This is a genomic window from Qipengyuania gaetbuli, from assembly GCF_020171365.1.
In the GTDB taxonomy this organism is placed as follows: domain Bacteria; phylum Pseudomonadota; class Alphaproteobacteria; order Sphingomonadales; family Sphingomonadaceae; genus Qipengyuania; species Qipengyuania gaetbuli_B.
This window is the reverse complement of sequence record NZ_JAIUZO010000002.1, coordinates 1,720,560-1,745,786: the sequence shown is the minus strand read 5'-3', so window position 1 is coordinate 1,745,786 and position 25,227 is coordinate 1,720,560. Positions and strand designations below refer to the sequence as shown.

At 63.5% G+C, this 25,227-nt stretch carries 26 protein-coding genes and 2 tRNA genes; 17 read left to right on the top strand and 11 right to left on the bottom strand.

Going from position 1 to position 25,227, the window contains the following annotated elements; translation table 11 throughout:
* The first annotated feature begins 65 nt into the window (after window positions 1-65).
* Window positions 66-206 carry a hypothetical protein gene (locus LCL94_RS09270; RefSeq protein WP_224831952.1) on the top strand — a complete coding sequence of 47 codons (141 nt, stop codon included), beginning with the start codon at window positions 66-68 and terminating at the stop codon, window positions 204-206.
* Between the two features lie 66 nt (window positions 207-272).
* On the opposite strand, the gene LCL94_RS09265 is transcribed toward LCL94_RS09270, so the two are convergent.
* Window positions 273-950, bottom strand: a complete 678-nt coding sequence (locus LCL94_RS09265; protein ID WP_224831951.1) for a hypothetical protein — start codon at window positions 948-950, stop codon at window positions 273-275.
* Window positions 951-1,113: 163 nt separating this feature from the next.
* On the opposite strand from LCL94_RS09265, the gene LCL94_RS09260 reads away from it, so the two are divergent.
* Together LCL94_RS09260 and LCL94_RS09255 are read left to right on the top strand one after the other, a co-directional pair.
* On the top strand, window positions 1,114-2,052 hold the full coding sequence (locus tag LCL94_RS09260; RefSeq protein ID WP_224831950.1) for an LCCL domain-containing protein: 939 nt from the start codon (window positions 1,114-1,116) through the stop codon (window positions 2,050-2,052).
* Between the two features lie 11 nt (window positions 2,053-2,063).
* A complete protein-coding gene (locus LCL94_RS09255) occupies window positions 2,064-2,549 on the top strand; it encodes a hypothetical protein (protein WP_224831949.1) in 486 nt (161 codons plus the stop codon).
* Between the two features lie 3 nt (window positions 2,550-2,552).
* Here the strand turns inward: LCL94_RS09255 and LCL94_RS09250 are convergent, their stop codons facing one another.
* The 4 genes from LCL94_RS09250 to LCL94_RS09235 form a co-directional block, all read right to left on the bottom strand.
* Window positions 2,553-5,024: a serine/threonine-protein kinase gene (locus LCL94_RS09250; RefSeq protein ID WP_224831948.1), complete on the bottom strand. Its 2,472-nt coding sequence runs from the start codon at window positions 5,022-5,024 to the stop codon at window positions 2,553-2,555.
* A gap of 81 nt (window positions 5,025-5,105) precedes the next feature.
* Window positions 5,106-5,654 (bottom strand): ECF-type sigma factor, encoded by a 549-nt coding sequence (locus LCL94_RS09245; protein ID WP_224831947.1) that lies wholly within the window; start codon window positions 5,652-5,654, stop codon window positions 5,106-5,108.
* Window positions 5,655-5,897: 243 nt separating this feature from the next.
* Window positions 5,898-5,973: transfer RNA gene (locus LCL94_RS09240), tRNA-Thr, on the bottom strand.
* 20 nt (window positions 5,974-5,993) lie between these two features.
* Window positions 5,994-6,067: transfer RNA gene (locus LCL94_RS09235), tRNA-Cys, on the bottom strand.
* Window positions 6,068-6,196: 129 nt separating this feature from the next.
* Between LCL94_RS09235 and LCL94_RS09230 the strand changes: the two genes are divergently transcribed.
* Together LCL94_RS09230 and LCL94_RS09225 are read left to right on the top strand one after the other, a co-directional pair.
* Window positions 6,197-6,976, top strand: a complete 780-nt coding sequence (locus LCL94_RS09230) for an acyl-CoA thioesterase (protein ID WP_224831946.1) — start codon at window positions 6,197-6,199, stop codon at window positions 6,974-6,976.
* A gap of 410 nt (window positions 6,977-7,386) precedes the next feature.
* Window positions 7,387-7,887, top strand: a complete 501-nt coding sequence (locus tag LCL94_RS09225) for a transglutaminase-like cysteine peptidase (protein ID WP_224831945.1) — start codon at window positions 7,387-7,389, stop codon at window positions 7,885-7,887.
* Window positions 7,888-7,923: 36 nt separating this feature from the next.
* On the opposite strand, the gene LCL94_RS09220 is transcribed toward LCL94_RS09225, so the two are convergent.
* The 3 genes from LCL94_RS09220 to LCL94_RS09210 form a co-directional block, all read right to left on the bottom strand.
* Window positions 7,924-8,721, bottom strand: coding sequence for a crotonase/enoyl-CoA hydratase family protein (locus LCL94_RS09220; protein WP_224831944.1), 798 nt, complete (start codon window positions 8,719-8,721; stop codon window positions 7,924-7,926).
* Window positions 8,696-9,433 carry a winged helix-turn-helix domain-containing protein gene (locus tag LCL94_RS09215; protein ID WP_224831943.1) on the bottom strand — a complete coding sequence of 246 codons (738 nt, stop codon included), beginning with the start codon at window positions 9,431-9,433 and terminating at the stop codon, window positions 8,696-8,698. Before LCL94_RS09215 ends, LCL94_RS09220 begins: the two co-directional genes overlap by 26 nt.
* 122 nt (window positions 9,434-9,555) lie before the next feature.
* The gene (locus LCL94_RS09210) at window positions 9,556-10,740 is read right to left on the bottom strand and encodes an LL-diaminopimelate aminotransferase (protein ID WP_224831942.1); all 1,185 of its coding nucleotides are present in this window, start codon (window positions 10,738-10,740) and stop codon (window positions 9,556-9,558) included.
* Between the two features lie 151 nt (window positions 10,741-10,891).
* On the opposite strand from LCL94_RS09210, the gene LCL94_RS09205 reads away from it, so the two are divergent.
* The 7 genes from LCL94_RS09205 (at window position 10,892) to LCL94_RS09175 (ending at window position 17,475) form a co-directional block, all read left to right on the top strand.
* Window positions 10,892-12,769, top strand: a complete 1,878-nt coding sequence (locus LCL94_RS09205) for a PHA/PHB synthase family protein (protein ID WP_224831941.1) — start codon at window positions 10,892-10,894, stop codon at window positions 12,767-12,769.
* Between the two features lie 108 nt (window positions 12,770-12,877).
* A complete protein-coding gene (locus LCL94_RS09200; protein ID WP_224831940.1) occupies window positions 12,878-13,654 on the top strand; it encodes a phasin family protein in 777 nt (258 codons plus the stop codon).
* Window positions 13,655-13,866: 212 nt separating this feature from the next.
* Complete coding sequence (clpS, locus tag LCL94_RS09195; RefSeq protein WP_199800472.1) at window positions 13,867-14,229, top strand: ATP-dependent Clp protease adapter ClpS; 363 nt, start codon at window positions 13,867-13,869, stop codon at window positions 14,227-14,229.
* Between the two features lie 83 nt (window positions 14,230-14,312).
* Window positions 14,313-15,542, top strand: a complete 1,230-nt coding sequence (locus tag LCL94_RS09190) for an LptF/LptG family permease (protein WP_224831939.1) — start codon at window positions 14,313-14,315, stop codon at window positions 15,540-15,542.
* Window positions 15,543-15,546: 4 nt separating this feature from the next.
* Entirely contained in the window at window positions 15,547-16,644 is a 1,098-nt protein-coding gene (lptG, locus tag LCL94_RS09185; RefSeq protein ID WP_224831938.1) for an LPS export ABC transporter permease LptG, read from the top strand.
* A complete protein-coding gene (locus tag LCL94_RS09180; protein WP_224831937.1) occupies window positions 16,641-17,159 on the top strand; it encodes a GNAT family N-acetyltransferase in 519 nt (172 codons plus the stop codon). Before lptG ends, LCL94_RS09180 begins: the two co-directional genes overlap by 4 nt.
* 61 nt (window positions 17,160-17,220) lie before the next feature.
* On the top strand, window positions 17,221-17,475 hold the full coding sequence (locus LCL94_RS09175; protein WP_224831936.1) for a hypothetical protein: 255 nt from the start codon (window positions 17,221-17,223) through the stop codon (window positions 17,473-17,475).
* A 96-nt stretch (window positions 17,476-17,571) separates the two neighbouring features.
* Here LCL94_RS09175 and LCL94_RS09170 read toward each other — a convergent pair whose 3' ends face one another.
* Window positions 17,572-18,660, bottom strand: a complete 1,089-nt coding sequence (locus LCL94_RS09170) for a fatty acid desaturase family protein (RefSeq protein ID WP_224831935.1) — start codon at window positions 18,658-18,660, stop codon at window positions 17,572-17,574.
* 149 nt (window positions 18,661-18,809) lie between these two features.
* Here LCL94_RS09170 and LCL94_RS09165 point away from each other — a divergent pair, with 149 nt between their 5' ends.
* Together LCL94_RS09165 and LCL94_RS09160 are read left to right on the top strand one after the other, a co-directional pair.
* The gene (locus LCL94_RS09165; protein ID WP_224831934.1) at window positions 18,810-19,967 is read left to right on the top strand and encodes an N-acetyltransferase; all 1,158 of its coding nucleotides are present in this window, start codon (window positions 18,810-18,812) and stop codon (window positions 19,965-19,967) included.
* Window positions 19,968-20,072: 105 nt separating this feature from the next.
* The gene (locus tag LCL94_RS09160; RefSeq protein WP_224831933.1) at window positions 20,073-20,525 is read left to right on the top strand and encodes a response regulator; all 453 of its coding nucleotides are present in this window, start codon (window positions 20,073-20,075) and stop codon (window positions 20,523-20,525) included.
* A gap of 203 nt (window positions 20,526-20,728) precedes the next feature.
* On the opposite strand, the gene LCL94_RS09155 is transcribed toward LCL94_RS09160, so the two are convergent.
* Window positions 20,729-21,475 (bottom strand): Crp/Fnr family transcriptional regulator, encoded by a 747-nt coding sequence (locus LCL94_RS09155; protein WP_224831932.1) that lies wholly within the window; start codon window positions 21,473-21,475, stop codon window positions 20,729-20,731.
* A 159-nt stretch (window positions 21,476-21,634) separates the two neighbouring features.
* Here LCL94_RS09155 and LCL94_RS09150 point away from each other — a divergent pair, with 159 nt between their 5' ends.
* Window positions 21,635-22,423 carry a response regulator gene (locus LCL94_RS09150; protein ID WP_160608995.1) on the top strand — a complete coding sequence of 263 codons (789 nt, stop codon included), beginning with the start codon at window positions 21,635-21,637 and terminating at the stop codon, window positions 22,421-22,423.
* An 83-nt stretch (window positions 22,424-22,506) separates the two neighbouring features.
* Here LCL94_RS09150 and LCL94_RS09145 read toward each other — a convergent pair whose 3' ends face one another.
* Window positions 22,507-24,204 (bottom strand): CHASE domain-containing protein, encoded by a 1,698-nt coding sequence (locus LCL94_RS09145; protein ID WP_224831931.1) that lies wholly within the window; start codon window positions 24,202-24,204, stop codon window positions 22,507-22,509.
* Between the two features lie 192 nt (window positions 24,205-24,396).
* Here LCL94_RS09145 and LCL94_RS09140 point away from each other — a divergent pair, with 192 nt between their 5' ends.
* Window positions 24,397-24,564: a NepR family anti-sigma factor gene (locus tag LCL94_RS09140; RefSeq protein ID WP_160608994.1), complete on the top strand. Its 168-nt coding sequence runs from the start codon at window positions 24,397-24,399 to the stop codon at window positions 24,562-24,564.
* Window positions 24,564-25,172, top strand: coding sequence for a sigma-70 family RNA polymerase sigma factor (locus tag LCL94_RS09135; RefSeq protein ID WP_224831930.1), 609 nt, complete (start codon window positions 24,564-24,566; stop codon window positions 25,170-25,172). The genes LCL94_RS09140 and LCL94_RS09135 overlap by 1 nt, the downstream gene beginning before the upstream one ends.
* Window positions 25,173-25,227 lie beyond the last annotated feature (55 nt).

The following is a 25,227-nucleotide window of genomic DNA, read 5'->3' as shown; positions in this document are numbered from 1 at the left end:
GCGCAAGAGCGGGGGACGCATGGGTGAGAACTGCGAGGGCCGACCCCGTCAGGAGCATCCTCGCGATGAGCCCCCTTTCCGACCGGATTGCGGAAGGCGACGAGACGCGACGGGCGAATGCAGGGCGAGATTTCATGGGTATCTCCGATGCGATCGATGGTCCGGCACGGAGTCCGGACGAAGGGGCTGTCGAATTGGTAGTGTGAGGCCTGGAAGGGCTGTTTCCGGCTCGCCGGCGCCAGCGCAGCACTCCATGAGGACATCGATCATCCTCAGATCGATCTGATGAAGAAGCCTCCGCCCGACGGGGCAGCCGTGCCGCCGGCAGGGAAAGCCGCGATCAGCATTCCCGAGCCGCCCTCGGCGAAGGCAATTGCGCGTTCGCCCAGCTGGTCCTGCAGGCTGGCCCTCGTCCTGCCAATGGTCGAAGTGCTGCCGCTCTTGCGAATTTGCGGCGGATAGCTGCTCCCAGCGGAAGGGGCCGTGCGCGAACCGGTTGCCCAATTGCCGCGATAGTCCGTCAGGAAGGTGTCACCAGGCAGGAATGTATCACCCGGTAGAAAGGTGTCCCCGGGCAAAAACGTGTCGCCTGGCAACGCCGAACGTGCCGGAGGCTTGGTGCGTTGCCGTGTCAAGGCTTCAGCGGAGAGAACACGCTTCACGGTCCCGGCAATTCTGCCTTGCACGACCTTGACGAAATAGACTTCCACGCCGTTTCGCGCGGCATCTTCATCAGCGGAAATATAGAGCGAGCGGGCTAGCAGCGAGACATATTCCTCGCCGTCCGTACCGTTGATCTCCCGCTGGTTGGCTAGGACCACGGTCGCGCTGGGACCGGCAGTCGAAGGGCCAAAACTAAAATCGACGGTTGGCGTACTTTGCGTGGCAACCGCCGCTTGCGGCAACGAAACCACCAGAGCAAGAGCGCTGTACAACGCCATCTTCTTCAACCGCATATCCGTCCTCCCAAAACCGGTGTGATGACTGCAAAACGCAAACGGATTGGCATTCCCGCCAAACCACAGGTCGAAATCGCGAGTGGCGGGTTTGCACCCGCATTTGCGTGTTCCCCTTCGAAACCGGCCTTGGGGCCACGATCGAGGGGAAGGTGAGATGGAGATCAAACATGGTGTGATGCTGGGAGGCGCAGCCGCGCTGGCATTAATGGCGGCGGGGACAGTTACGGCGCAGGGCAACCTGCCTCAAGTCGATGTGACGCCCAGGGACATCGGCGTTTGCAAGGCGCCGACCAGCTACCAGGGGACCGACGAGGTACTGGCCTGCTATTGTCCTGAAAGCGCCAACGATCCCAATCATTCGAGTGCTGTCTGGGGCAGCGACATCTACACGGCCGATTCCTACACCTGCAAGGCTGCCCGCCATGCCGGCGTTATCGGCAATGCAGGCGGTCATGTGATCCTGCAAATGCTGCCCGGCCAGTCGAGTTATCGCGGCAGCACGCGCAATGGCGAGCAGACCCGCAGTTACGGCCGCTATCGCGCCAGCTATCGGTTCGTGGAGACTGCCCCACCGATGCAGGCCGATGCGGACGATCCCTCGACCGAGCGGCTCGTTTCGGACCTTCCCGATTTCGACATGTCGATGATCTTTTCGCCGAAGAAGAAGCAGTCGGGCCTTGGCAGCGTGCTCGGCGCCATCGGCCGCAGGGCCAGCAGCGGCACGGTTCGTGATGCAGCCAACGTGGGTGCCGAACTCGCGAACATGCCGGTAGGCGGAACGGGCGCGGAGGACATCGGCAAGTGCACCAGCCTACCGCCCAAGTACCGAACGGAGGCCTTCAAGCTCCTGAGCTGTACCTGTGATGCGAACTTCAGCGTCAAGTCGCCGATCTGGGGCACGGGTCTCTATTCGGGTGACAGCCATGTCTGCAAGGCGGCCCTTCACGCCGGAGCGATCGGACTCGAAGGCGGGCGTGTCGCCTTCCAGACGCTGGTCGACCAGCCCTCCTACACCGGTAGCGCGCGCAACGGTGTCGAAAGCATGTCCTACGGCGAGACCAACCGTCTCGGCGCCTACAGGTTCGTGGAATAGGGGATCTCGTGATGAGGAATTTGAAGATTGCGTCGGGCATTGCCGCCACCCTGCTGCTCGTAGGGTGCGGCGACGATGGCTCGGACACGCTCGAGTATGATGGAGAGTCCGGCTCTGTATCGGCAGACCTCTCCTACGAGGACGGAGACGGGCTGGGTTCGGTCAACCTGCCTCGGCCCGATTGGATGCCTGCTTCGCTGCCCCTGCCGAAGGACGCTCACATCTACGTTACGACCGAGAACAAGCTCGACGTGAGGCCGATCCGGATGCTTCAGGCCCGCAGCATGGAAGAGCCGGAGAAAATCGCCGGGAGCTTCATGGAGTGGGCCAGGGCCAATGGGTTGGACCCGAAGGACCAGAGCTCTCCATCGGTGCCCCACCTGACCAACATCTCTTTCAATGACAGCAGCGGGCATCCGAGCACGTTTCAGGTGATGCGAAACGATGGAGAGCCTAACAACATCGTGATCGCGATCGTGGGCGACCTGCCCGGCTGACGGTCAGAGCCGTCTGGCTGCGTCCCGGCACGGATCCACCAACCGCGCCGGGACGGATGCCCCACCCGCCTCCAGTGCTTTCAGTGCCGGTCCAATATGCCCGGCTGCCTCGGCACGCCTTCCTTGTCCTGCCAATGCCATCCCGACACGGCAACGTGCCGTTTCGATGGCGAAATGCCCCGGAGGCATGACCTTTGCGAGATGAGCGAGCGCCGCGCGTGCATCGCTTTCCGCCTCCTCGTAGCGACCGAGAGCCAGAAACAGTTCGGATCGCGTCAATGCCGGAAAGGCCCGCCGCGGGTGTGCTTCGGGCAAGTACTCACGGAACGAGGCGTCCGCGATTTCGAGTGGATGTTCCGCGCCAGAAAACTGTTTCGCCTGGACCAGAGCAGCACCGAGATTCTGCGCCACTTCACCTCGTGCCAGCCCTGCAGGCTGCGCAGCGAGAAGCAGGCGATATTCGCCGATGGCTCCCTCGACCTGACCCGCGGACATCAGCGCAAGCGCCAGGTTGTTGCGGTGGGCCAGGGTAGAAGAATGGGACGCGCCGAAAGCGGCTTCACTTATGGCCAAGGCCGCGCGATGACGCTCAATCGCTGCGGCCGTGTTGCCAGCCTTCTCCTCCAGACGCCCGTAATCCGACAAAGGCAAGGCGAGGCGCGGGTGGCGATCGCCGTAATACATCTTCACCAGCTCAAGCGCCCGCTCGATCTCTCTTCGCGCGTGATCGAGTTCGCCCAGCCCTGCCAACGCGCGCGACAGACCGGACCGGATCTCGATTTGCCTCGGATCGGAGGCGTTCACCCCGGCCTGCGCTAGAGCCTTCTCGAACAGGGTCTTCTGGGCCATCCAGTCCCCCTCTTTCGACCAGGCGACCGAGACGAGTGCATTGACAGCCCGCGGGTCATTCCCGCTGGCCTTTGACAGTAGGATCATGACTTCGTCTGCCAATTTGGCGGCCATTTCGGCATCGCCAGCCTTGGCGGAAATATCGGCAAGTAACGCCTTGGCCTCGGCTTCGCGCAACGATCCGGAAAGACCCGCGGCGGCAACAGCGTCCAAGCTGTCCTTTGCAAGCGCTGCAGCCTTTTCCGTATCGCCTGCACGCAAGTGCGCCCGTGCAGTCCAGTTCATCAAGTCGGCCAGCATGGCCGGATCGTCGGCAATCGTGTCGCGTGCCGTCGCCAGCGTTTCGTCCAGCATCTTCGCGGCTGCATCAGGTTCAAGCCCGAGGCTGTCTGCCTCCAGCAGATCCGCGCGGCGGAACAGCTCCAGCAAGACCTCTTTCCCCCGCTCCTCCCGGTCGGCCGCTGCAAGCGCAGCCTGCCGCTCTCGATCAATTGCGGCAGCCGAAAGAGTTGCTGTGACGGCCCAGCCTGCCGACCCTGCGACAATCAAGAGTCCCAGTGCAGCTGCAAGGCGGTTGTGACGGACCAGCCGCATCGCTGCCTGCCATGGAGTATCGGGCAAGGCGACCACCGGCCGGTCCGCGATTACCGCGCGCAGATCTGCTGCGAGCTCGGAAATGGAATGGTACCGGCTTTCGGGTTCCACCAAGGTAGCGCGCGCGATGACGGCATTTAGCGGCCTCGCCCGATCTCCGGCATCGACAACGTGATCCATCAGCCGACCGAACTGGTAGATGTCGCTGGCAGCTGTCAGTGCCTGGCCATGAGACTGTTCGGGGCTGGCGTATCCGGGCGAGAACCCCTCTGCCGCCCCGGCCCGGCCGAAATCGTCCAATGCCTGTGCGATACCGAAGTCCAGCAGACGCACACGACCTTGCTCGTCGATCAACAAGTGTTCGGCTTTCAAATCTCCATGGATGACGAGGTTTGCATGGGCCTTCCCGATGATTTCGGCGGCAGTGGCCAGAAATTCAAGGCGTTCTTCGACAGGTAGGTCTCGCTTCGCACAATAGGAGTCCATTGGTTCTCCGGCGACCAGTTCCATGACCAGCCACGGCGAGCCGGTCGCCGTTTCGCCAGCATCAATTATTCGTACGATGCCCGGATCGTCGAGGTTGGCGAGCAGTTGCCGCTCGCGCTTGAAGAGTTCCCGCGCTGCTGACCCCAGGATGCCACCGCGCAGTATCTTCAGCGCGGCGCGCTGCTCGTACCGCCCGTCCGCGCGGCACGCCTCATAGACCTCGGCCAATCCGCCACTACCGATGTGCGAGACGATCTTCCAGTGCCCGAAGGCCCGACCAATGCGGGGATCTGAGCCACCACCCGCCCCTTCTTCCCCCAGAATTCCTTCGAGCGTTTCTTTGCGCTGACCCTCAAGCTGCTCGAACAAGGAGCGGCTGCGCTTTTCCTTTTGCAGCAGTCGGGTGATCTTGCCGAGGATGTCGGGTTGTGCTGCGAACTGGTTTTGCAGCCACGCTGCCCTTTGTTCGGGAGGTAGATCAAGCGCCGCATCGAAGGCCGCGTCCACGACCTGGCGGTCGTTTCCTGGTTCAGGAGGTGTGGCCATCCGATACTTCCGCTTCTGTGCGTAATGCCTTCACACGCGAATAACGCAATCGCTCCCAATCGCCCGCCACACGCAGCAACCCTAGCTATCCAATTCATCTGCGAGATAAGCGCGCGCGCGCGCCCATTGGCGCTCCACCGTGCGAAGAGACCGCCCAAGAGCAGCAGCCGTCTCCTCAACTGTCAGTCCCGCAAAGAACCGGCACTCGACGACACCTTCGAGTTCCGGCGCCGTCGCGGCCAACGCTTTGAGTGCATCGTCGAGGGCAACAAAGCGGGCATCGAGGATACCAATCACTTCGCGTCGCTCGTCGAGTTCCAAGTGAACTGCGCCCCCACCACGCTTGGCAGCAAGTTTCCTGCGTGCATGGTCAATAAGTATCTGCCGCATGGCCCGTGCTGCGGTGGCAAGGTAGTGGTCGTGATCAGTGAATTCTGCAGTGCCCGATTGCGAAAGCTTAAGCCAAGCCTCGTGGACTATCAGCGTCGTATTGAGCGAGGGCCTACTGGCCTGACGATGCAATTGGCGCGATGCAATGCGGCGAAGAGTATCGTAGGTTTCAGCGAATAATTCGCTTTCGTAATCCGGATTTCGCTGGCCTGCCCCATCCCGCGTCGCGTGCGAATCCATACGTCGTCCCCAACCGACCCGCTAGAACAGCTATCGAATTTTCTACGCCATGCAAACCACCAGCTGGCTGAGTTAGACAGCAGCGTGGAAGCGGACGAAATCGCGCCAACAAGGACCTGATTGACATGGATCGGGAGTAGGATCCGCCCAATTACCTTCTCAAAGCGCCCCAGGCAGGACCCAAACGCGCGACCTGCCGGACGGCAGTTCCGCGGGAAATTTCGCGCTTACCTATGGAAGTACTGGTGCCGCTTACGTGACTCGAACACGTGACCCCATCATTACGAATGATGTGCTCTACCAACTGAGCTAAAGCGGCACATTCCCATCTGAGGGAAGTGGAGGCCCGAGCCGGAATCGAACCGGCGTGCAAGGATTTGCAGTCCTCTGCGTAACCACTCCGCCATCGGGCCTCGCCCGACCTCTCGGACGGGAAGCGGCGCACTAGCGATTCTGACCGGCCATTGCAATCGGCTTTGCAAGCCTTCCCCTTCCGTTACGTCAGTCTGGACGAAGCCTGCGCAAGCGGCAATGAGGGGGCGATGAGCATTGCCAGCCTGATCGACCCGATCCCCGCCGAGGGCGGACATGTCCGTTTCGACAATCTCGACCACTGGTTGCAGGGGCGCACGCTTTATGGCGGCGCGTCGGCACTCGTCGCCTACACCGCCGCGATCCGGGCCTTTCCCGATCTGCCGCCGCTCCGCGCCGCCCAGGTCGCCTTCGTGGCGCCGACCGCTCCCGAGGCAGAGCTGCGCCGCGAAATCGTGCGCCAGGGTCGCAATGTCGCGCAGGTTCGCAGCGAGATCTGGTGCGAGGGCAAGTGCACGCTGACTGCTTTCTGGCTGTTCGGCACCTCGCGCGAGGCCAATGCGCACCATCCGGCAGCGCCTGTCGCCGACTGGCCGGGTTCCCCCGAGGAAGCCGAACCGGCCATGGCCGGCAAGGGCCCCGCCTTCATCCAGCACAATTTCGAGATCCGCCGCGCCCAGGATGTTCGCGGTCCGGGTGATCCGGTCGTGCGGCGCTGGGCACGGCTCAACGACCGCGAGGGTCTCGACGCGGTCAGCGAACTTATTTTGCTGGGCGATGTCCTTCCTCCCGGAGCGATGCGGGCGATGAAGCGACAGGGTCCGATCAGCTCGATCAACTGGTCCTTCAACCTGCTCGAGACCCAGCCCGCAACGCGCGATGGCTGGTGGCTCTCCGAAAATGCCAGCCAGCATGCCGACGGTGGTTACTCGTCCGAGCGGCTGCGGCTCTGGAACGCCGACGGTAAGCAGGTGCTCGACGGGATGCAGAGCGTCGCGATCTTCGGCTGACGCGCACCAACTCCACCTGAAATGCGACATGCTGTGCCCGGCGCGAGTCGGGCAGAGAGGTTGTCCGATTGCCGCACAAAGTTGTGGCTGGCATTTTCCCTCCCCACGGGATCGACATGGACAAATTCGGGAAATCGAGGCGGCGCGCGGCGCTGGTTGCAACGACAGGCTTGTGCCTCGCTTGTCCGTCGATGCTTCTCGCGGGATCGGAGTCGCCGGTCCTGCCTCTGCCCAGCCCGATTGCCGCTCCCGATCCCATTGAGGAGTGTCAGACAGGCGAGGCATTCGTCATGCCTGCTACCGGCTTTGCGTTTACCCTTCCCCCACCGGACACCGCCGCCGCAGCGCAGCCCTGCGAACCACCTGCGCCGCCAATGCCGACCCGGCCGGCCGCACCCAGCCTCTTTCGGATGGTAGCCCTGCCGGTCGGCAGCGCCGCAGCGCCCATGGGCAAGTGGGAAGCCGCGCGCATGGTTGCGATCAGCGGACAGGCAGGGCCCTGGAATGAATTCCTGGCGCAGGGCGACAGGACTGGTGCGGACAACGCGCTGGGAGCGGTCAATCGCTGGGTCAACTGGCGCGTTCGTTATGTCGACGACAAGCGCGGCGACGAATGGTCCGCCGCCTCAACGACTCTTTCCCGCGGCTATGGCGATTGCGAGGATTTTGCTCTCGCCAAGATGGCCCTGCTGCAAGAGCTCGGCATTCCCGCCGACGACATGTTCCTGGTCCTGTTGCGCGATCGCGCACAGGGCGAACACGCTGTGCTTGCCGTGAGACAGGATGGCCGCTTCCACGTCCTCGACAACCGGACGGACAAGGTTCTCCCTGCCGATCGGATCGAGGACTACACACCCATCATGAGCTATTCCGGCGCATTCGCCTGGACCTACGGCAAGCCGGCCGGCTAATCCCTGCGCGTCGGCTATCGAAAGCCGGCCCTGCGATCAGGCATCCGTGAAGTTCGGCGCCCTTTTCTGCATCCCCGCCATGACCGCCTCGACCTGGTTCGGCCGGCGCATGACGGCTGCTTGCTCGACGCTTTCCGCCATCAGGATATCATCGCCCGACTGCTCGGCCATCGCTTCCGACAGGCGCTTGGCACCGCGGATGGCCTCGGGATTGCGGTTGGCAATCTCGGCAGCGATGTCGTTCGCCTTGCCCAGCGGGTCCTCGCTCACGAAGGTTGCGAGGCCGTAAGCCTGCGCATCCTCGCCCGAGAATTCGCGATTGGTGTAGACCAGCTCGCGCAGGACATCGTACCGGACCAGCCCGCGCCACAGGGCATAGCCGCCCATGTCGGGCACCAGGCCCCATTTCATCTCCATGATCGCCATGCGGCTGGCCGGATGCACCACGCGGATGTCGGCGCCGCTTGCAATCTGCAGGCCGCCGCCGAAACAGACGCCGTGGACCGCCGCGATCACGGGCACCGGGCACTTGCGCCAGGTCATGGCGACTTCCTGGAACTTGTTCGCATTTCCGTGCGTGCGTTCGGTCAGCGGCTTGCGCTCGCCATCGGGCGCAGCAGTAAAGCTGGAGACGTCGAGCCCGGCACAGAAGCTGCGCCCCTCGCCCGCCAGAACCACGGCCCGCAGGCCCTTCATGGTACGCAGCTGTTCACCGGCATCGATGATGGCATCGAACATCGCCGGGTCGAGCGCGTTCATCTTGTCGGGGCGGTTCAGCCGGACCTGGGCAACGCCGTTGTCGGCAAGCTCAATCGTAACGCGTTTGCTGGACATGGGACTCCACAGTGCTTTCTCTCGAGAGCCTGCGTTCCTGCGTTATCATCGCCCCGCTGTCCAGCGCTGCACGCCTGTCACGCGCAAAGGCCTTGAAGCTCGCAGCCCCTTCCGTGCTCAGGCAATAGCCGCCGTCGGGATGGGTCTGGACGAGCCATGCGAGGCCGGACACCGCCAGCTTGGCCCGCAGGCGCGAGACATGGACCTCCAGCGAATTCGTCTCCGGCTCGTGCCGCAGCCGCCAGACATCGGTCAGCAGCGCTTCCTTCGTGACCTGTTCGCCGGGACATTCTGCCAGCCGCCACATCAGCGCGAATTCCCGCGGATGCAAACCGATCCAGCGCCCGTCGGCCTGGCCGTCGCGGTAGAACAGGTCGAGGCGCAGCGGGCCCACTGTGCGGTGGCGGGGGATCATCTTGCGCAAGCCTTCGAGCTTGACCATGCGGGCCGCCAATTCGACCAATGCGACCTGGCTCGGCAGCGCATCGGCAAACCCGCTGCGGATGAGATCGGCCCGGGCCTGAGCCTCTTCCACACCGACCACGATGGCGTGCCGCCTTTCCGCCATGTCGGCCCAGTCGGGGCACCTCCCGCCAATCCGCCAGTCGAGCATGACCGGCGTGGCAGGCGAAATATCGGACGAACGGAAGGCCGGGGTCATCCGCCAGTCGAGCAGGCGAAGATCCCAACGTCCGGGCGGGCTGGCAGCCATGGACAGCCAGAAAAATTGAGGTTGCGACACAAGCCTTCTCCTAGGCTCTCCCGTCGCGCTACCCAATATTCAATTTGGCTAAGCGTCAGTATTTGCAAGAATACCTAGTCAATGGCTGCCGGTCATTTACCCCGCTCGGCGAGGAACTTCTTGATGTTGCGCGCGGCCTGTCGGATGCGCTGTTCGTTCTCGACCATGGCGATCCGGACATGGCCTTCGCCCTCTTCGCCAAAGCCGACACCCGCCGCCACTGCGACACCGGCGTGCTCCAGCAATTGCTTGGAGAATTCGAGGCTTCCCATGTCTTCGAAGCCTGGCGGCAGCTTGGCCCAGGTGAACATGCTGGCAGGCGGATTGGGGATGGCCCAGCCGGCCCGGGTGAAGCTTTCGACCATAACGTCGCGGCGGTGCTGGTAGCGCAGCCGGTTTTCCTCGACCACGTCCTGCGGACCGTTCAGAGCGGCGCAGGCAGCGGCCTGGATCGGCGTGAACGCGCCGTAATCGAGATAGCTTTTGACCCGCGTCAGCGCGGCGACCAGCTGCTGGTTGCCGACACAGAACCCGATCCGCCAGCCGGCCATCGAGAAGGTCTTCGACATGGAGGTGAATTCCACCGCCACGTCTTTCGCCCCCGGCACCTCGAGGATCGAACGGGTCGGCTTTCCGTCGTAGTAGAGTTCGGAATAGGCAAGGTCGGACAATACCCAGACCTTGTTGTCTCTCGCCCAGTCGACCAGCCGCTCGTAGAAGGCGAGGTCGACCGTCTCGGCCGTGGGATTGCTGGGATAGTTCACCACCAGCACTGTCGGGCGCGGGACGGTGTAGAGCATCGCGTTGTCCAGCGCGCGCCAGTAGCGTTCGTCGGGAGTGGTCGGGACGCTGCGGATGGTGGCACCGGCGATCATGAAGCCATAGGTATGGATCGGATAGGCGGGGCTCGGTGCGAGGATAACATCGCCCGGCGCGCTGATCGCGGTGGCCATCGACGACAGGCCTTCCTTCGACCCCATCGTCACCACGACCTCGCTCGCCGGATCGAGGTCTACGCCGAAGCGGCGCTTGTAATAGTTGGCCTGCGCGCGGCGCAGCCCCGGAATGCCCTTCGACTGCGAATAGCCATGCGCATCGGGCTTGTTCGCCACTTCGCACAGTTTGTCGATCACGTGCTGCGGCGGAGGCTGGTCGGGATTGCCCATTCCCAGGTCGATAATGTCGCGCCCTGCCTGCCGCGCGGCATGCCGCATCGCGTTCACTTCGGCGATGACATAGGGAGGCATGCGTTTGATGCGGTAGAATTCGTCGGACATTTCGGCTCCAAAGCGCTGGCACGGGAATTCGGCTGCGCGGTCACATTGATTACCTATTCACCGTGCAAGCGCAAAGTGGCTCGCTAACACTCTTGTGCGAATTATCGTGTAAGTGGCTAAAGAGGCGCTACAACGCCCGGAAAGACCGATCATGACCGAGACGCCCGACCCCTTCACCAACATGTACGAAGCTCCTGCCAAGCTCGCGCGCGCACTCTTCGCGCCGATGATGGGGACGATGGATGCAGGGGCGGCCGCGCAAGGCATGATGACGCCCGAGGATGCGCGCCACTGGGGCGAAGTCGCCGCCAAGCTGCAGGGCATGTGGGCGCAATACCAGGCCGAACAGCTAGCCAGCCCGCAGGCGCTTGTGCCCTATTTCGACCCGGCGCGCTGGATGGCGCTGGCGACCGACTGGTACCGCCAGATGCCGCTGGCCCAGGCCGACCAGCAGAAGGCCCTCATGGAAGAGGGCATGAGGCTGTGGGAGGACGTGCTGGGGCAATACGGTCTCGGCCCGAAGGCTGCCGAACACGCGGGCGGCGATGTCCAGTTGCCGCGCAAGGACCGCCGTTTCGCTGACGAAAAATGGCGCGCCCATCCGGCCTTCGCGCTGATCCACCAGACCTACCTGTTCCTCGCCGAACGGGTCGCCGAGATGGTCGACAAGGCCGAAGGGCTCAATCCGCAGCAGCGCGAACAGCTTCGCTTCACGACGCGCGCGATCACCGAGGCGGCCAGTCCCGCCAACTTCCCGCTCACCAATCCGGTAGTCATGGAACGCACGCTGGAAACGCGCGGCGACAACCTTGTGAAAGGCATGGAGCACCTGCTCGCCGACATGCGTCGCGGGCAGCTGTCGCACACCGATGCGAGCGCTTTCCGGCTCGGCGAGAACATCGCGACCACGCCGGGCAAGGTGGTTCACGAAACGCCGCTCTACCAGCTGATCCAGTACGCGCCTGCGACCGAAAAGGTCATGAAAACGCCGCTGATCATCTTCCCGCCGTGGATCAACCGGTTCTACATCCTCGATCTCAATGCGAAGAAGAGCTTCGTGAAATGGGCCGTCGAGCAGGGTCTGACCGTGTTCATGGTGAGCTGGAAATCCGCCGATGCCAGCATGAAGGATGTTGTCTGGGACGATTACGTCCGCGCGCAGATGGACGCCATCGACCATGTGCGCGAGAGGCTCGATGTGCCCAGCGTCCACGCGATCGGATATTGCGTCGCCGGGACGACGCTGGCCGCCACCCTCGCCATCCTCCACCGCCGCGAACAGCAGGACAAGGTGAAGAGCGCGACCTTCTTCACCGCGCAGGTCGATTTCGAGAAGGCAGGCGAACTGCTCAACTTCATCGACGACCAGCAGCTTGGCGCGATCAAGGCGCTGTCGCCCGACGGCTATCTCGACGGGCGCTACATGGCGGCGACATTCAACCTGTTGCGCGGCACGGACCTGATCTGGAACTACGTCGTCAACAACTACCTGCTGGGCGAAGACTATCCGGCCTTCGACCTGCTGCACTGGAACGGCGACGTGACCAATCTGCCGGCCAAGTGGCACCAGCAGTATTTGCGCGACCTCTACCGCGACAACCGCCTTGTCGAAGGCGATGCGCTCACTGTCGACAACACGCCGGTCGACCTCGGCCGGGTTGCCACGCCGACCTATGTCCAGGCAGGCAAGGAAGACCATATCGCGCCTGCCGAAAGCGTCTGGCGCATTACCGAACACTTCAAGGGGCCGATCAAGTTCGTCCTTGCAGGCTCGGGCCACATCGCGGGCGTGGTCAATCCGCCCGAGGCGGGGAAGTACCAGTACTGGACAAACGACGGCGCGCCGCGCAGCCTGGCTGAATTCCGCGAGGGCGCGGTGGAGCATCCGGGCAGCTGGTGGCCGGACTGGATCGACTGGCTGCGCGAACAGGACAGCGAAACCGTGCCCGCAACCGGCAAGCGAAAGCCCGGATCGAAGGGTGACAAGGTGATCGAGGACGCCCCGGGACGCTACGTCGCTACGCGCTAAACGCTTGTAAATGCGGCGCTAACCGCATTATTGTGCAGTGCACAAAAATATCCTTGACTTCGCACTTGCAATGCCTATTTTGTGCAGTGCAACAAAGCGAGGTTTCCCATGGCTGACAGCCAGAGCAAGATCGATGCCGCTGCCGAGAAGGCGTTTGCCGAAGCTGCGGAGAAGAAGACTGCGGAAGCAGTGAACACCAAGGCCGTCGAAAAGGCGGTCGAGGCCGACAAGCCTGCACCGGTGAAGACGGAAGCGGTCGCCAAGGCGGTTGCCGCTCCGGCCAAGGCCAAGAAGGTCGCTGCCAAGAAGGCTCCGGCAAAGAAGGCCGCTGTGAAGAAGGTTGCCGCCAAGAAGGCTGCGCCCAAGAAGACGGCCGCTGCCAAGAAGCCCGCGACCACCAAGTCCACCCCGATTTCCAAGTTGAAGGATACCATCATGGCTACTGCCAAGACCGCAAAGACCACCGACTACACCGCCAAGGCGAAGGAACTGGCTGCCGACGTGCAGACCCGCGCCAAGGCTGCTTACGACAAGGGCACCGAAATGACCCAGGACGTCGTCGAATTCCAGAAGGGCAACCTCGAAGCTCTCGTTGCTTCGGGCAAGATCCTTGCTTCGGGCATGCAGGACATGGGCCGCACCTACGTCGAGGAAGCCAAGTCGGCTGCCGAGACTGTCCAGGCCGACGTCAAGAAGTTCGCCGCCGTGAAGTCGCCGACCGAGCTGTTCCAGCTCCAGGGTGAAATCGCTCGCCGCAACTTCGACGCCATGGTTTCGACCACCTCGAAGAACACGGAAGCCATGGTCAAGCTGGCCAACGAAGCTTTCGCTCCGCTGTCGAGCCGCTTCAGCCTCGCAGCCGAGAAGGTTCGCAAGGCCGCCTAAGGCACACGGACTTCAACCCGCCGGGCACTCTCTCCTCTCTCCCTCGCCCGGTGGTTGGACAGGACGGGTCGGACGACATCACTGTCGTCCGGCCCGTTTCCTTTTTTGCGATGCCCGAAGGCCGCATTTCGACGTTTTCTTAACCCGCGGGAACGCACAGGCATGCTCGCGCCTTGCGAATACGCCAATCGATACGATATTGCCGCTCGACCATGACCAAACCGATCCTCACCTTCCCGATTTTCGCCGCACAGGACGGCGATGACCCGCGCGAGGGTGACGGACAGGTCGGCATCGCGACCAAGACCCGCGCCAAGCCGAAGAAACCCAGCCAGTACAAGGTGCTGCTGCTCAACGACGACTACACGCCGATGGAATTCGTCGTGATCGTGCTGAAGCGTTTCTTCCGCATGGACATGGAAGAGGCGACCCGCGTGATGCTGCACGTCCACCAGAAGGGCGTCGGCGTATGTGGCATCTTCCCGTACGAGGTCGCCGAAACCAAGGTGAACCAGGTGATGGATTTCGCCCGCGAGAACCAGCACCCGCTCCAGTGCACGCTCGAGAAGGCGTGATCCGCCCTTCCCGCGCACGGGGGCATGACGCGCGCGATTTTTCCCGCTAGAGCCGCCCGACCCGCCAAGCAGACGGACCGCGCGTGTTCAATTTCATCCCCGCCATCGACCGCTACATTTTCCGGCTGGTAGTCGTGCCGATGCTGGGCGTGTTCGCGCTTGCCGCCTCGCTGCTCACGCTCGACAAGATGCTCCGCCTGCTCGACTTCGTCGCGGTGGAGGGCGGCCCCATCGGCGTGGTGTTCAAGATGCTGGCGACGCTGGTGCCCGAATACGCCAGCCTCGCGATCCCGCTGGGCCTGCTGCTCGGCATCCTGCTGGCATTCCGCAAGCTGGCGACGACGAGCGAGCTCGACGTCTTCCGCGCCGTCGGCCTCAGCTACGGCCGCCTGTTACGCATCCCCTTTCTCATCACCGCCTTCCTGATGGCGGTAAACGTGGCGCTGGTGTTCTTCGTGCAGCCAGTCAGCCGCTTCACTTACGAACGGCTCGAATACGAACTGCGTTCGGGTGCGCTGGGCGCATCGATCAAGGTGGGCGAGTTCACCACCCTTGCCGACCGCATGGCACTGCGCATCGAGCAGAGCGAGGACGACGGGCGCAAGCTGATGGGCATCTTCGCCCGCGTTTCCAACACCAAGGGGCAGGTTCTCTCGATCTCCGCGCAGGAAGGCGCTTTCCTGGCGACCACCGACGATCCGGATACGATCATCCTGCGCCTGACCAACGGCACGATCGTGCAAGATACCGGCAGCCAGACGCCGCGCGTGCTGACCTTCACTCGCCACGACTTGCCCATCGACCTCCCCGCAATCGAGGAATTCCGCGACCGCGGCGAGGACGAGCGCGAATATATCCTTCCCGAACTGCTCCGCATCGGCTGGGCCGACAACCAGACGGAGACCAAGCGCGATGCCAGCCAGGCAAGCTTCAATTTCCGCCTGGTCGAGGTGGTGATGATGGCGCTGATGCCCTTGCTGGCCGTATCACTGGGCATTCCGCCCAAGCGATCGACAAGCGCGCTGGGCGTCTTCCTGTCGATCATCATGGTCGTCGCCTACCACAAGATAAACCAGTACGGGGAGGACGTCGCCGCGCTGGGACTTGCCGATCCGATCCTGGCGCTGTGGGGGCCATTCGTCGTCTTCGCTGCACTGATATTGTGGATGTACTGGCGCGTGGCCCATGTCCCGGGCGGACAGGCCATCGGCGCGCTGGAGAACTGGTTCGCCAAGATATCTAAGCGCATCGGGAAGCTGTTCCGCAGGCGGCGGAGGCCGCTGATCGACGATCCCATGACGGCGGAGGGCTGAGACCATGCAGCTCGCATTCTTCCCCTCGCGTACGCTGACGACCTATCTGGCCAAGCTCTTCGTGGTTCGCATCCTTGCGGTGCTGATCATGCTCGTGCTCGTCCTCATGATGCTCGACCTCCTGTCGAACAGCGGCAAGATCCTGGCGGTAGAGGGGAACGGGCAAGGCGAACTTCTCACCTATGCCGGCCTCAGGATACCGCAGCTGATCCAGCGCTTCCTGCCTTATTCGGTTCTGCTGGCGACGCTGATCAGCCTCGTCACGCTCAACCAGAACAGCGAGGTCATCGCGATGAAGGCTGCGGGCCTGTCGGCCCACCAGGTGCTGGCCCCGCTGCTGCTGACCGCAGCAATCGTGGGAGGAGCCAGCTTCGTCTTCAACGAGCGCGTCGTCACCCGCGCAACGGCCACGCTAAAGGCGTGGGAGGCGGCGGAATACGGACCTATTCCCGAGGAATCGAACGTCCGCGCCAATGTCTATCTGACCGACGGCGAGAACGTCCTCACCGCAGCGCAGCTGGCGGGGTCCGGCAACGCAATCGCCATGCGCAAGGTCACCTGGTACCGCCGCAGCCCCGAAGGCGCGATCATGGAACAGGTTGTCGCCGACCGCGCAACCTATGCCGCCCCCGGCTGGAAGCTGGAAGACGTGGAACGTTTCGAGGTGGCCACCGCAACCTCGCGCAAGGAAGCCGAATTGCTCGTCGGCGAAGGCCTCACGCCTGACCAGATCGACCTCGCGCGGATCGATCCCGACGCAGTCCCTTTCTGGGAACTGGGCGCCTCGATCGACGCCTACGAGGAAGCCGGTCGCCGCACCGGGGAATTGCGCGCCAAGTGGTGGCACAAGCTTTCCGGCCCGCTTTCGTCCTTCCTCATGCCGCTGCTCGGCGCAGTAGCTGCGTTCGGCCTAGCGCGATCGGGCCAGCTGTTCCTGCGCGCGATCATCGGCATGGCGCTGGGCTTTGCCTATTTCGTGGTCGACAATGCTGCATTGGCGATGGGCAGCTTCGGCGGCTACCCGCCTTTCCTTGCCGCCTGGGCACCGTTCTTCCTGTTCCTGCTGATCGGCGAGACCCTGCTGATCCGCACCGAGGAATGAGCGACTTTTCGATCAGGCTCGCGCGGGTCGAGGATGCAGCACATCTTCCCGAGATCGAACTGGCGGCCGGCAGGCTCTTTCTGGACATCGATGGATTGTCGGGGGTCGCTGGCATGCACGCTATCCCCGCAGAGAAACAGGCTTCGCTGATCCGCAAGGGGCACTCCTTGGTCGCGGAGGCTGAAGGGCGTCTGGTAGGTTTCATCTCGACCGAACCGTTCCGCCGCGAGCTGCATATCCGTGAATTCTCGGTCCACCCGGACATGCAGCGACAGGGCGTCGGCTCGGTCCTGTTGCGGGCGCTTGGTATCGACGCGCGTAACAGCGGTTTCGTCTCACTGACGCTTACCACCTTCGTGGACGTGCCATGGAATGCCCCCTTCTACGCCCGCCACGGGTTCGAGACGGTCAGCGACCTCGATGCGCATCCCAGGCTCAAGGCGGATATCGAGCAGGAAGTCGCCCACGGCCTCCCGCTAGACCGCCGCTGCGCGATGATACGGTTTCTCGGATAGGCGGGAACCGCCACATTTCCGGCGCATTGATGCCCGAATGTCGCCACAAAGGAGATGTGACATGAAGAAGTTCGCAATCCCTGCCCTCGCTGCCGCCCTTGCCCTCGGCGCCTGCGCCGAAGCCAATGCGCCGGAAGCCGAGGACACTGCCGCTGCTGAAGGCACCGATACCACGGTCATCCAGCCGACCGCGACCGAAACCGTCGTGGCCGAGCCGGCTGAAGGTGAAGAAGGCTCGAGCCTGACCATCGACGGCGCCGATGTCGACGCCACCATCAGCGAAGACGGCGTGAAGGCCGAAATCGACGCCAACTAAGCGTTTCACAAAGGGTCGCAGACCCGTGACAGCGAAGGGCCGCCCCCATCTACCGAGTGGGGCGGCCCTTTTGTTTTGTCCCGTGAAGGAAAGCGCCTAGCGGCGGCCCATCGTGCTGCGGGCGATGCGGGCCACGAGCACGCCCATGCCGGAGTGGTTCGCGCCGTGATAGGTCGAGCTTTCGCCCAGTTCGCGCGCCAGGCGGCGATGCGCCTCGGGCAGCGAGTGGTAGGGCATCGAGGGCATCAGGTGGTGCAGCGCGTGATAGCGCAGGCCCACCGGCGCCCAGATCTCCGCAATGAAGCCGGGCGGCGGCACGTTGACGCTGTCGAGGAACTGGGCCGTGACGGTCATCGCCTCGCCCTCGTTCTCCCACAAGTGCGCCACAAGCGTCCGCAATTGGTTCAACAGCGCGACGGCCGAGGCCACGCCCAGCGCAAGCAGCAGCGGCTTCCAGCCAAATGCGAAAACGCTGCCGATCAGCATCCAGGACCAGACGAACCCGCCTGCCTCCTGCAGCAGGACGCGCGGTGCAAGTTCGCCTTCGGGTGCGCGGCGGCGGAAGTCGGGATTGATGGCGAGCGCACTGGCCCGCTGCCAGGTCAGACGGCGGATCGCAGGGATAATTGCACCAAGCGGCACCAGCACAGCGAAACGGATCAGCAGGGCGACCGGCGCGAGGATGGCAATGACCACGAAGAGCGGCAGGCTCCACGGCTTCATGAGGGCCAGCGGCAGATATTCCGGATCCTCGATCGTGCCGTACTGCGTGCGCTTGTGGTGCAGCGTGTGCACCTGTTCGTACATGAAGGACGGCGTCAGCATGGGAATGCCGACGAAGAGGTTCCATGCCGCGCGGAAGCCGGGCAGCGCACCGTTCCGGAAATGGGAAATTTCGTGGATGAACAGCAGCGCGCGGTAGAGCGCGAGAACGGAAACTACGGCCAGCGCGACAGCGACAGCGGTGTTGTTCGCCAGGATCGCCCCTGCCAGCGCGGCATAGCCTGCCACGGCAGAACCGACCATGTCGGTCCAGTAGATGGCGGCGCGGTGATCGGCGATATCCTTGGTGAGGTCGCGTGCAGCGCGCAGCATCGCCTTGTCGTCGGCGATTTGCGAATGCCAGCCGCGGCCATCGCGCAAGGGCGCGGCACTATCGGCAGAAATGGTCTGTTCGGCGTTCATGATCGGTTTTCCTGGGGGTGCCCTTAGTCGAATGGCGCGAAAAATGACAGTCTCACCTCTCGATCATAGTGATCGGGCGCGCGCGATTCCTTGACAAAGATCATATGCCATACGCAGGGCTAACCCCCGCTGAACAAGGGACCGGATGCGTGGCAGACCAGAATATCGTGATCGAGGAAGCGAATGGCAAGGCGGGGCGGGCAGCCTTCGTCGACCTTGGGCGGGAATTCGCGGCCAGTGTGCCGCATTCCGTACCGCAGATCCGCTCGGAACAGCTGGAGCTGATCGACCCGGGCAAGAACCCCTTCTTCGGCCACGCCAGGGTGCAGCTGTTCATCGCCTACCGCGCCGGCAAGCCGGTGGGGCGCATCGCGGCGCATATCGACCATCTGGCGCTGGAACTTCCCGTGGAACAGGGAATGGGCCCGGGCACGGGCATGTTCGGCTATTTCGATGCCGAGGACGAGGCGGTCGCCAATGCGCTGCTGGAACGGGCGGAGGCATGGCTGCGCGACAAGGGCATGACGCGCGTTATCGGCCCGATCTCGCTGTCGATCTGGGAAGAACCCGGGCTGCTGGTCAAGGGCCACGACCATTCGCCCATGATCATGATGGGTCACGATCCGGCGCACTACCAGCCGTGGATCGAGGGTGCGGGCTACGGCCATGCCAAGAGCCTGCTGACCTACGATCTGGACATCTCGAAGCCCTTCCCGCCGCTGATCCAGCGCATCGTCCAGTCGGGCGAGCGTAACGAGCGCATCCGCATCCGCCCGGTCGACAAGTCGCGCTGGCCGGAAGAAATCCGGCAGGTCCTCGAAATCCTCAACGACGCCTGGTCGGACAATTGGGGCTTCGTGCCCTTCACCGAGGACGAGATCGCCTATGCGGCCAAGAAGCTGAAGCCGGTCATCAAACCCGAACTCAACATGCTGGCCGAACTCGACGGGCGCCCCGTCGCCTTCATGGTCGTGCTGCCCGACATCAACGAAGTGCTCTCGCGAACCGGCGGCAAGCTCTTCCCCTTCGGCTGGTTCCACCTGCTGCGCGCGCTGGGCAATCCGAAGGGCCTCGGCATGCGCGTCCCGCTGATGGGCGTGCTCAAGGAATTCCAGAGCTCGCGCCTAGCCAGCCAGCTGGCCTTCATGCTGATCAGCAAGATCCGCGAAAACGCAAACGACCTTTACGGCTCGACCCGCGGCGAGATCGGCTGGATTCTCGACGACAACAAGGGGATGATCGCCATCGCCGATGCGATCGAGAGCAAGATCAATCGCGAATACGTGATCTACGAAAAAGCGCTCTGAGCTTTCCGCGCGTTGCAATCAGGCAACGCGGACGAAGAATGGTCGGAAAGCGGGAACTCACTCCCCCGCGCTGCCGTTGATTCCGAAAGGCGCGATCATTGCGCCTTGCCTACAGGATCGACTGCAATCGCCCGCACCAAGCCATCGAGGAAATCCCTGCCCGCCCACGTGTTGCTGGTGGAGGACGAGGCCGTGCTCGGCATGCTGATCGAGGACGCGCTGCGTGCCGCCGGCGTGGCAGAGGTAGATACCTGCTCCACCACCGACAGCGCGCTTGCCGCGCTCAGGCGCAAACAGCCCGATGCGATCGTGCTCGACGTGCACCTCGCAGACCGGGACGATGGGTGGGCGATCGCGGAACTGGTCAAGACGCTGGGCCCCGACAGTCCGCGTATCATCTTCTCGACCGGGCAGCCGGAGGATATTCCGGCCAACATCGCCGAGATGGGAAGCGTGCTCGAGAAACCCTACGAACCGGCAGTGCTCGTCGACCTGCTCTCACAGCCCGAAAAGCGCGGCGTGATCTCGCGATTGCGCGGCGCGCTGCGTCCCAGCTGATCCGCCGGAACCGCCCGGCCTTACCTCTGCAGAATTCCCACTCGCTCGTACGGGCAAGAAAAAAGGCCTCCGCTCACGGGGAGCGAAGGCCTTTCGGGATCGTATCACCAGCCGCTTGGACGGGAGGGGGGTCTCGGCGGTGACATAGGAGAAATGTCCGGACGGGAAGGTAGTTCCCTGCGACGAAAAATTTTTTTCGCGTGTCAGATGAAGGGCCTGACCGTCTTTCCGGACAAGTCGAAATCGGCGAATTCGGCAGCCTTCTCCATGTCCGGCACGCAGATCTCGCGCGAGCTCCACTGGACCAGCCCATCGCGGTCCAGCGCGCGGATGGTGCGATTGGTATGGACGAGCGATAGCCCGAGCATATCGGCGATCTGGGTCTGGGTAATCGGCATGGCGAACTTGTTGCCTTCGCGCGCAATGCCAGTCGCCAGCGCTCGGTCGAGCAGCCAGACGGCAAGGAACACCACACGCTCGCGCGCGCTGCGTTGCCCGAGCGAGACGAGATGGCCCTCCAGCGCGCTTTCCTCTTTGGCAGCCAGCCAGGTGATGTCGTAGCCGAGCCGGGGATGTTCCTTGATCAGCGCGACGAAATCATTGCGGCGGAAACGGCAAAGGCGCAGCGGCAGGATCGCCTCGACCGAATGGCTCACGACATCATCGAAAGCGCCCTGCAGGCCGATGAGGTCGCCCGGGAACATGAAGTTGACGATCTGCCGCCGCCCGTCATCCAGCGTGAGGAAACGGATCGCCACCCCTTCCAGGATGGTGAAGAGGTAATCGCAGCTTTCCTGTTCCTGCAGCACGGTATCCCCGCGCTCGAAACGGTATTCCCCGGTCTTGATAGTCTGGATGTAGTCCAGCTGCCGCTCTTCCAGCGGTCGCAGCCCCGGACAATGCTGCAGGGGACACTCCCTGCACGCATAAGGTTTCGCTACTTCAAACATCCCGGCTCTCCCCAGCAACCAGAATTCCATCGAGCGCCCGCGGTTCGTTGATTTCCCGGCTCGGTGCTTTTTGATCGGAACGCGGATTTTTCCTGCGTCGGAATAGGAACCACCATCGCAATGGGACGTTCCATGCGCGCAAACCACGGAAGGGGTTATATGTCGCTTGGTGATCAAATCGCGAAAAATCTGCCTTACCTGCGCCGCTATGCGCGCGCGCTGACCGGCTCGCAGGCAACGGGGGACGCATTCGTCCGTGCCACGCTGGAAGCCGCCCTGGCGGACGACCAGCTGAAGGCTTCGCTGGAAGGTGGCCGGGTGCCGCTCTACCGCGCGTTCAACAAGGTCTGGGCCAGCGCTTACATGGATGTGCCCGAGCCGGTCGGTGAAGGTCATGAAGGCGCTGCGCAGGACCGGTTGAAGTCGATCACCCCGCTCAACCGCCAGGCATTGCTGCTGACGACGCTGGAAGACTTCTCGGTCGAACAGGCCGGCGAGATCATGGACCTCGCTCCCGACCAGATCGAACGGCTGGTGCAGGAAGCGGTCAGCGAAATCGACCGCGAAAGCGCGACCAGCGTGCTCATCATCGAGGACGAGCCGCTGATCTCCATGCAGCTCGAAGACCTCGTGACCTCGCTCGGCCATGAAGTGTGCGGCACCGCTGCCACGCGCACGCAGGCACAGGAAGTCGTCGCCCAGAAGACGCCGGGCCTCGTGCTGGCCGATATCCAGCTGGCCGACGGCTCCTCGGGCCTCGACGCGGTGGACGACATCCTCGCCATCGACAGCGTGCCGGTGATCTTCATCACTGCCTATCCCGAGCGCCTGCTGACCGGCGACCGTCCCGAACCGACCTACCTGGTGACCAAGCCGTTCCAGGAACAGACGGTGCGTGCCGCCATCAGCCAGGCCCTGTTCTTCGGATCGAGCCGCCCGCTGGGCTGAATCGCCAGACACTAAACGAAGAGGCCGCCCGGACCATCGTCCCGGCGGCCTTTTTCGTGCCTGCGATCAGGTGACGGGCTTGATCAGTGGCCCTTCTGCGGGGGCGGGGCGCTGCGCAGCATGAATTCATTGGGTTCGCGCACCGGGACCAGCAGCTTGCACCGCACGCCGGTCGGCAGGAATTCCAGCTCCACCGGATGGCGCAGTTCGTGGGCGACGATCTTCTCGATGAGGTCGGTACCGAACCCGCGCTTCTGTGGCTCGGTCACGCGCGGACCGCCGCTTTCGGACCAGTCGATCCGGGCAAGCCCTTCGTTCACCAGCGTCCAGATCACGGTGACCTTGCCGCCTGCACGGCTCAATGCACCGAACTTGGCGGCATTGGTCGCCAGTTCGTGGATCGCCAGCCCCATCGACAGCGCATCATTGGGGGCAAGTTCGACATCCGGCCCTTCCATGACGACCGTGTGGTCCTCTGCATTGGCATAGGGTGCCAGTTCGACCTCGATCACCGAACGGATCGGCGTGGTGCCCCATTCGGACTGGGTGAGCAGGTCGTGGGTTGCCGACAGGGCGCGGATGCGGCTGTCGATGCCTTGCGCGAACTCGTCCAGATTATCCGCCCGCCGCCGGGTCAACGACACGATCGACAGCACGTTGGCGAGCGTGTTCTTGACGCGGTGGTTCAGCTCGCGGGTCAGCGAATTGCGGATCGAGTTCTGTTCGGCGAACCATTCGAGCGAACGGCTGTCTTCCTGCGCCTGCTGGGTCAGCAGGCGGGCGACGACCAGCAGGAGGCTCGCAACCGCGAGGCCGAACAACAGCGTGATCATCGAAAGTGGAGAAAGGACATCTGCCGCGCTGGACTGGACGACAAGCAGCATCTTGCGATTGGCCAAGTCGATCTCGCGCTCGACCGAAGGCACGTCCTGCTTCCAGCCCGGCAGTTCCGCCATCAGGTCGCGCTTGTCGGCACCGATGTCGTAGAGCCGGACCCCGGTTTCGTCATCGCCGACGAGGTCCGCCGCCGAGGCGAGGAACTCGCCTGCATTGAAGGGGCTGTAAACGAATCCCTTGAGCACGCGGTCGGTGATGCCGCCGTCGAACACGGGCATGTAGATGAGGAAGCCCGGTTCCTCCACGCCGCCTTCCTGCACCAGCACCACGTGGCCGGTCGCTGTGGGCCGCGCGGTCTTGGTCGCCTCGTCCAGCGCTTCACGGCGGACGGGCTCGGAATACATGTCAAACCCGAGCGCACGGCGGTTCCGCAGCGTGTCGGGCTGGAGATAGAGCACCGGGACGAGCTGCGAGCGCGGCTGGTCGACGATGCTGGGCGTGATCCTCACACGGCTGACGCGCCCATCGCTCAGCAGGTCCTCGGTCTTCACGATTTCGCTGGAAGAGATAGCCGGAGCCCAGCCGATGCCTTCGGCGCCGCGGTAATCCGCATCGAGCCGGAGTTCGGTGACGAATTGCCGGAAGCTGTCGCTGCTGACCTCGCCTTGCGAACTGAACAGCGCTGCAGCCGCCCTGAGGAATGCAGAATTGGAATAGGCGCGCCGCTCGATCGCGGACACCATCGACTGCGCCTTGCGGTTGAGTTCGGCCTCTTCGCGGACAGCCTGCCCGCTCTCTATCGCGACGACGCTGACGAAGGTGACGGCCGCAACCAGCAGGAAGATGGCGAGGGGCACCATGCGCGGGTAATCGACCAGCCACCGCCGGCGCCGTCCCCTGCGCAGAATCCTGTTCTCTTCCAGCATCCGTCCCCGAAGGCTCACAACCTGTGATGCTTTATATCCGCAAGGGGCTGTAAGGTTCCTTCGGAGCGGAATTCCAGCAAAAAAGCGTTCCAATCGTGGAACCTGCGCGCCTTCACTGCGTTAGCGGTGCACCAAAGGGATCGTTATGCTTATCCGCCCGGGCGCGCCCCGGCGCGCGATAGGGCAAGGCAAGGACGAATTTTAGACACGATGACCTCTTCAGCATCTTCCGACAATCAGGGCGGGAAGGCGAAACCGCAGGGCGAAAAGCAGCCCGAGTGGGCCAACGGCCTGCGCAAGCTGTACGATTCCGTCGTCGACGAGCCCCTGCCCGACGCCTTCAAGGACCTGCTGTCCAAACTGGACTCGAAGGACTGATGGGGGCCGAGAAACGCACGGCCTCCGAGAAGGCCGACTTCAAGCGCGAACTGACCGAGGTCGTTCCGCACTTGCGTGCCTTCGCACGTGGCCTGTGCGGCCGTGCGGACATGGCCGACGACCTCGTCCAGGAAACTCTGCTCAAGGCCTGGGCCGCGCAGGACCGCTTCCAGCCCGGCACCAGCATGCGCGCCTGGACCTTCGTGATCCTGCGCAACGCCTATCTCACCGACATGCGGCGCAACCGCTTCCGCGGCGAATATGACGAGACGGTCGCCGAACGCGTCCTGACCGCGCCTGCCGGACAGGAAGAGCCGATCCACCTCGCCGACATGCACCGCGCGCTGCTGACCTTGCCGCCGGAACGGCGCGAGGCGCTGCTGCTGGTCGGTGCCGGCGGCTTCTCCTACGAAGAAGCGGCCAATATCTGCGGCTGCGCCGTGGGCACGATCAAGAGCCGCGTGGGCCGCGCCCGCGCAACGCTCAACTCGATGCTGCAGGAAGGCTCGATCCCGAGGCGTTCGCTCGACGACGATACCGCGCACCGCGCCATCCTCGAGGAACTCGACGATGTCGCCGCCGGGCTCGGCGTCGCGGCGCGCAGCTGACCTCGCCTTACGACCCGCTTGCCCGGCAACCCGCGTCGCGGCAGATAGACAGGCG

Coding starts and splice junctions, on each gene's coding strand:
- LCL94_RS09270 (WP_224831952.1), top strand. CDS start 66: ATGAGCCCCCTTTCCGACCGGATTGCGGAAGGCGACGAGACGCGACGG.
- LCL94_RS09260 (WP_224831950.1), top strand. CDS start 1,114: ATGGAGATCAAACATGGTGTGATGCTGGGAGGCGCAGCCGCGCTGGCA.
- LCL94_RS09255 (WP_224831949.1), top strand. CDS start 2,064: ATGAGGAATTTGAAGATTGCGTCGGGCATTGCCGCCACCCTGCTGCTC.
- LCL94_RS09250 (WP_224831948.1), bottom strand. CDS start 5,024: ATGGCCACACCTCCTGAACCAGGAAACGACCGCCAGGTCGTGGACGCG.
- LCL94_RS09245 (WP_224831947.1), bottom strand. CDS start 5,654: ATGGATTCGCACGCGACGCGGGATGGGGCAGGCCAGCGAAATCCGGAT.
- LCL94_RS09230 (WP_224831946.1), top strand. CDS start 6,197: ATGAGCATTGCCAGCCTGATCGACCCGATCCCCGCCGAGGGCGGACAT.
- LCL94_RS09225 (WP_224831945.1), top strand. CDS start 7,387: ATGGTAGCCCTGCCGGTCGGCAGCGCCGCAGCGCCCATGGGCAAGTGG.
- LCL94_RS09220 (WP_224831944.1), bottom strand. CDS start 8,721: ATGTCCAGCAAACGCGTTACGATTGAGCTTGCCGACAACGGCGTTGCC.
- LCL94_RS09215 (WP_224831943.1), bottom strand. CDS start 9,433: ATGGCTGCCAGCCCGCCCGGACGTTGGGATCTTCGCCTGCTCGACTGG.
- LCL94_RS09210 (WP_224831942.1), bottom strand. CDS start 10,740: ATGTCCGACGAATTCTACCGCATCAAACGCATGCCTCCCTATGTCATC.
- LCL94_RS09205 (WP_224831941.1), top strand. CDS start 10,892: ATGACCGAGACGCCCGACCCCTTCACCAACATGTACGAAGCTCCTGCC.
- LCL94_RS09200 (WP_224831940.1), top strand. CDS start 12,878: ATGGCTGACAGCCAGAGCAAGATCGATGCCGCTGCCGAGAAGGCGTTT.
- clpS (WP_199800472.1), top strand. CDS start 13,867: ATGACCAAACCGATCCTCACCTTCCCGATTTTCGCCGCACAGGACGGC.
- lptG (WP_224831938.1), top strand. CDS start 15,547: ATGCAGCTCGCATTCTTCCCCTCGCGTACGCTGACGACCTATCTGGCC.
- LCL94_RS09180 (WP_224831937.1), top strand. CDS start 16,641: ATGAGCGACTTTTCGATCAGGCTCGCGCGGGTCGAGGATGCAGCACAT.
- LCL94_RS09175 (WP_224831936.1), top strand. CDS start 17,221: ATGAAGAAGTTCGCAATCCCTGCCCTCGCTGCCGCCCTTGCCCTCGGC.
- LCL94_RS09170 (WP_224831935.1), bottom strand. CDS start 18,660: ATGAACGCCGAACAGACCATTTCTGCCGATAGTGCCGCGCCCTTGCGC.
- LCL94_RS09155 (WP_224831932.1), bottom strand. CDS start 21,475: ATGTTTGAAGTAGCGAAACCTTATGCGTGCAGGGAGTGTCCCCTGCAG.
- LCL94_RS09150 (WP_160608995.1), top strand. CDS start 21,635: ATGTCGCTTGGTGATCAAATCGCGAAAAATCTGCCTTACCTGCGCCGC.
- LCL94_RS09140 (WP_160608994.1), top strand. CDS start 24,397: ATGACCTCTTCAGCATCTTCCGACAATCAGGGCGGGAAGGCGAAACCG.
- LCL94_RS09135 (WP_224831930.1), top strand. CDS start 24,564: ATGGGGGCCGAGAAACGCACGGCCTCCGAGAAGGCCGACTTCAAGCGC.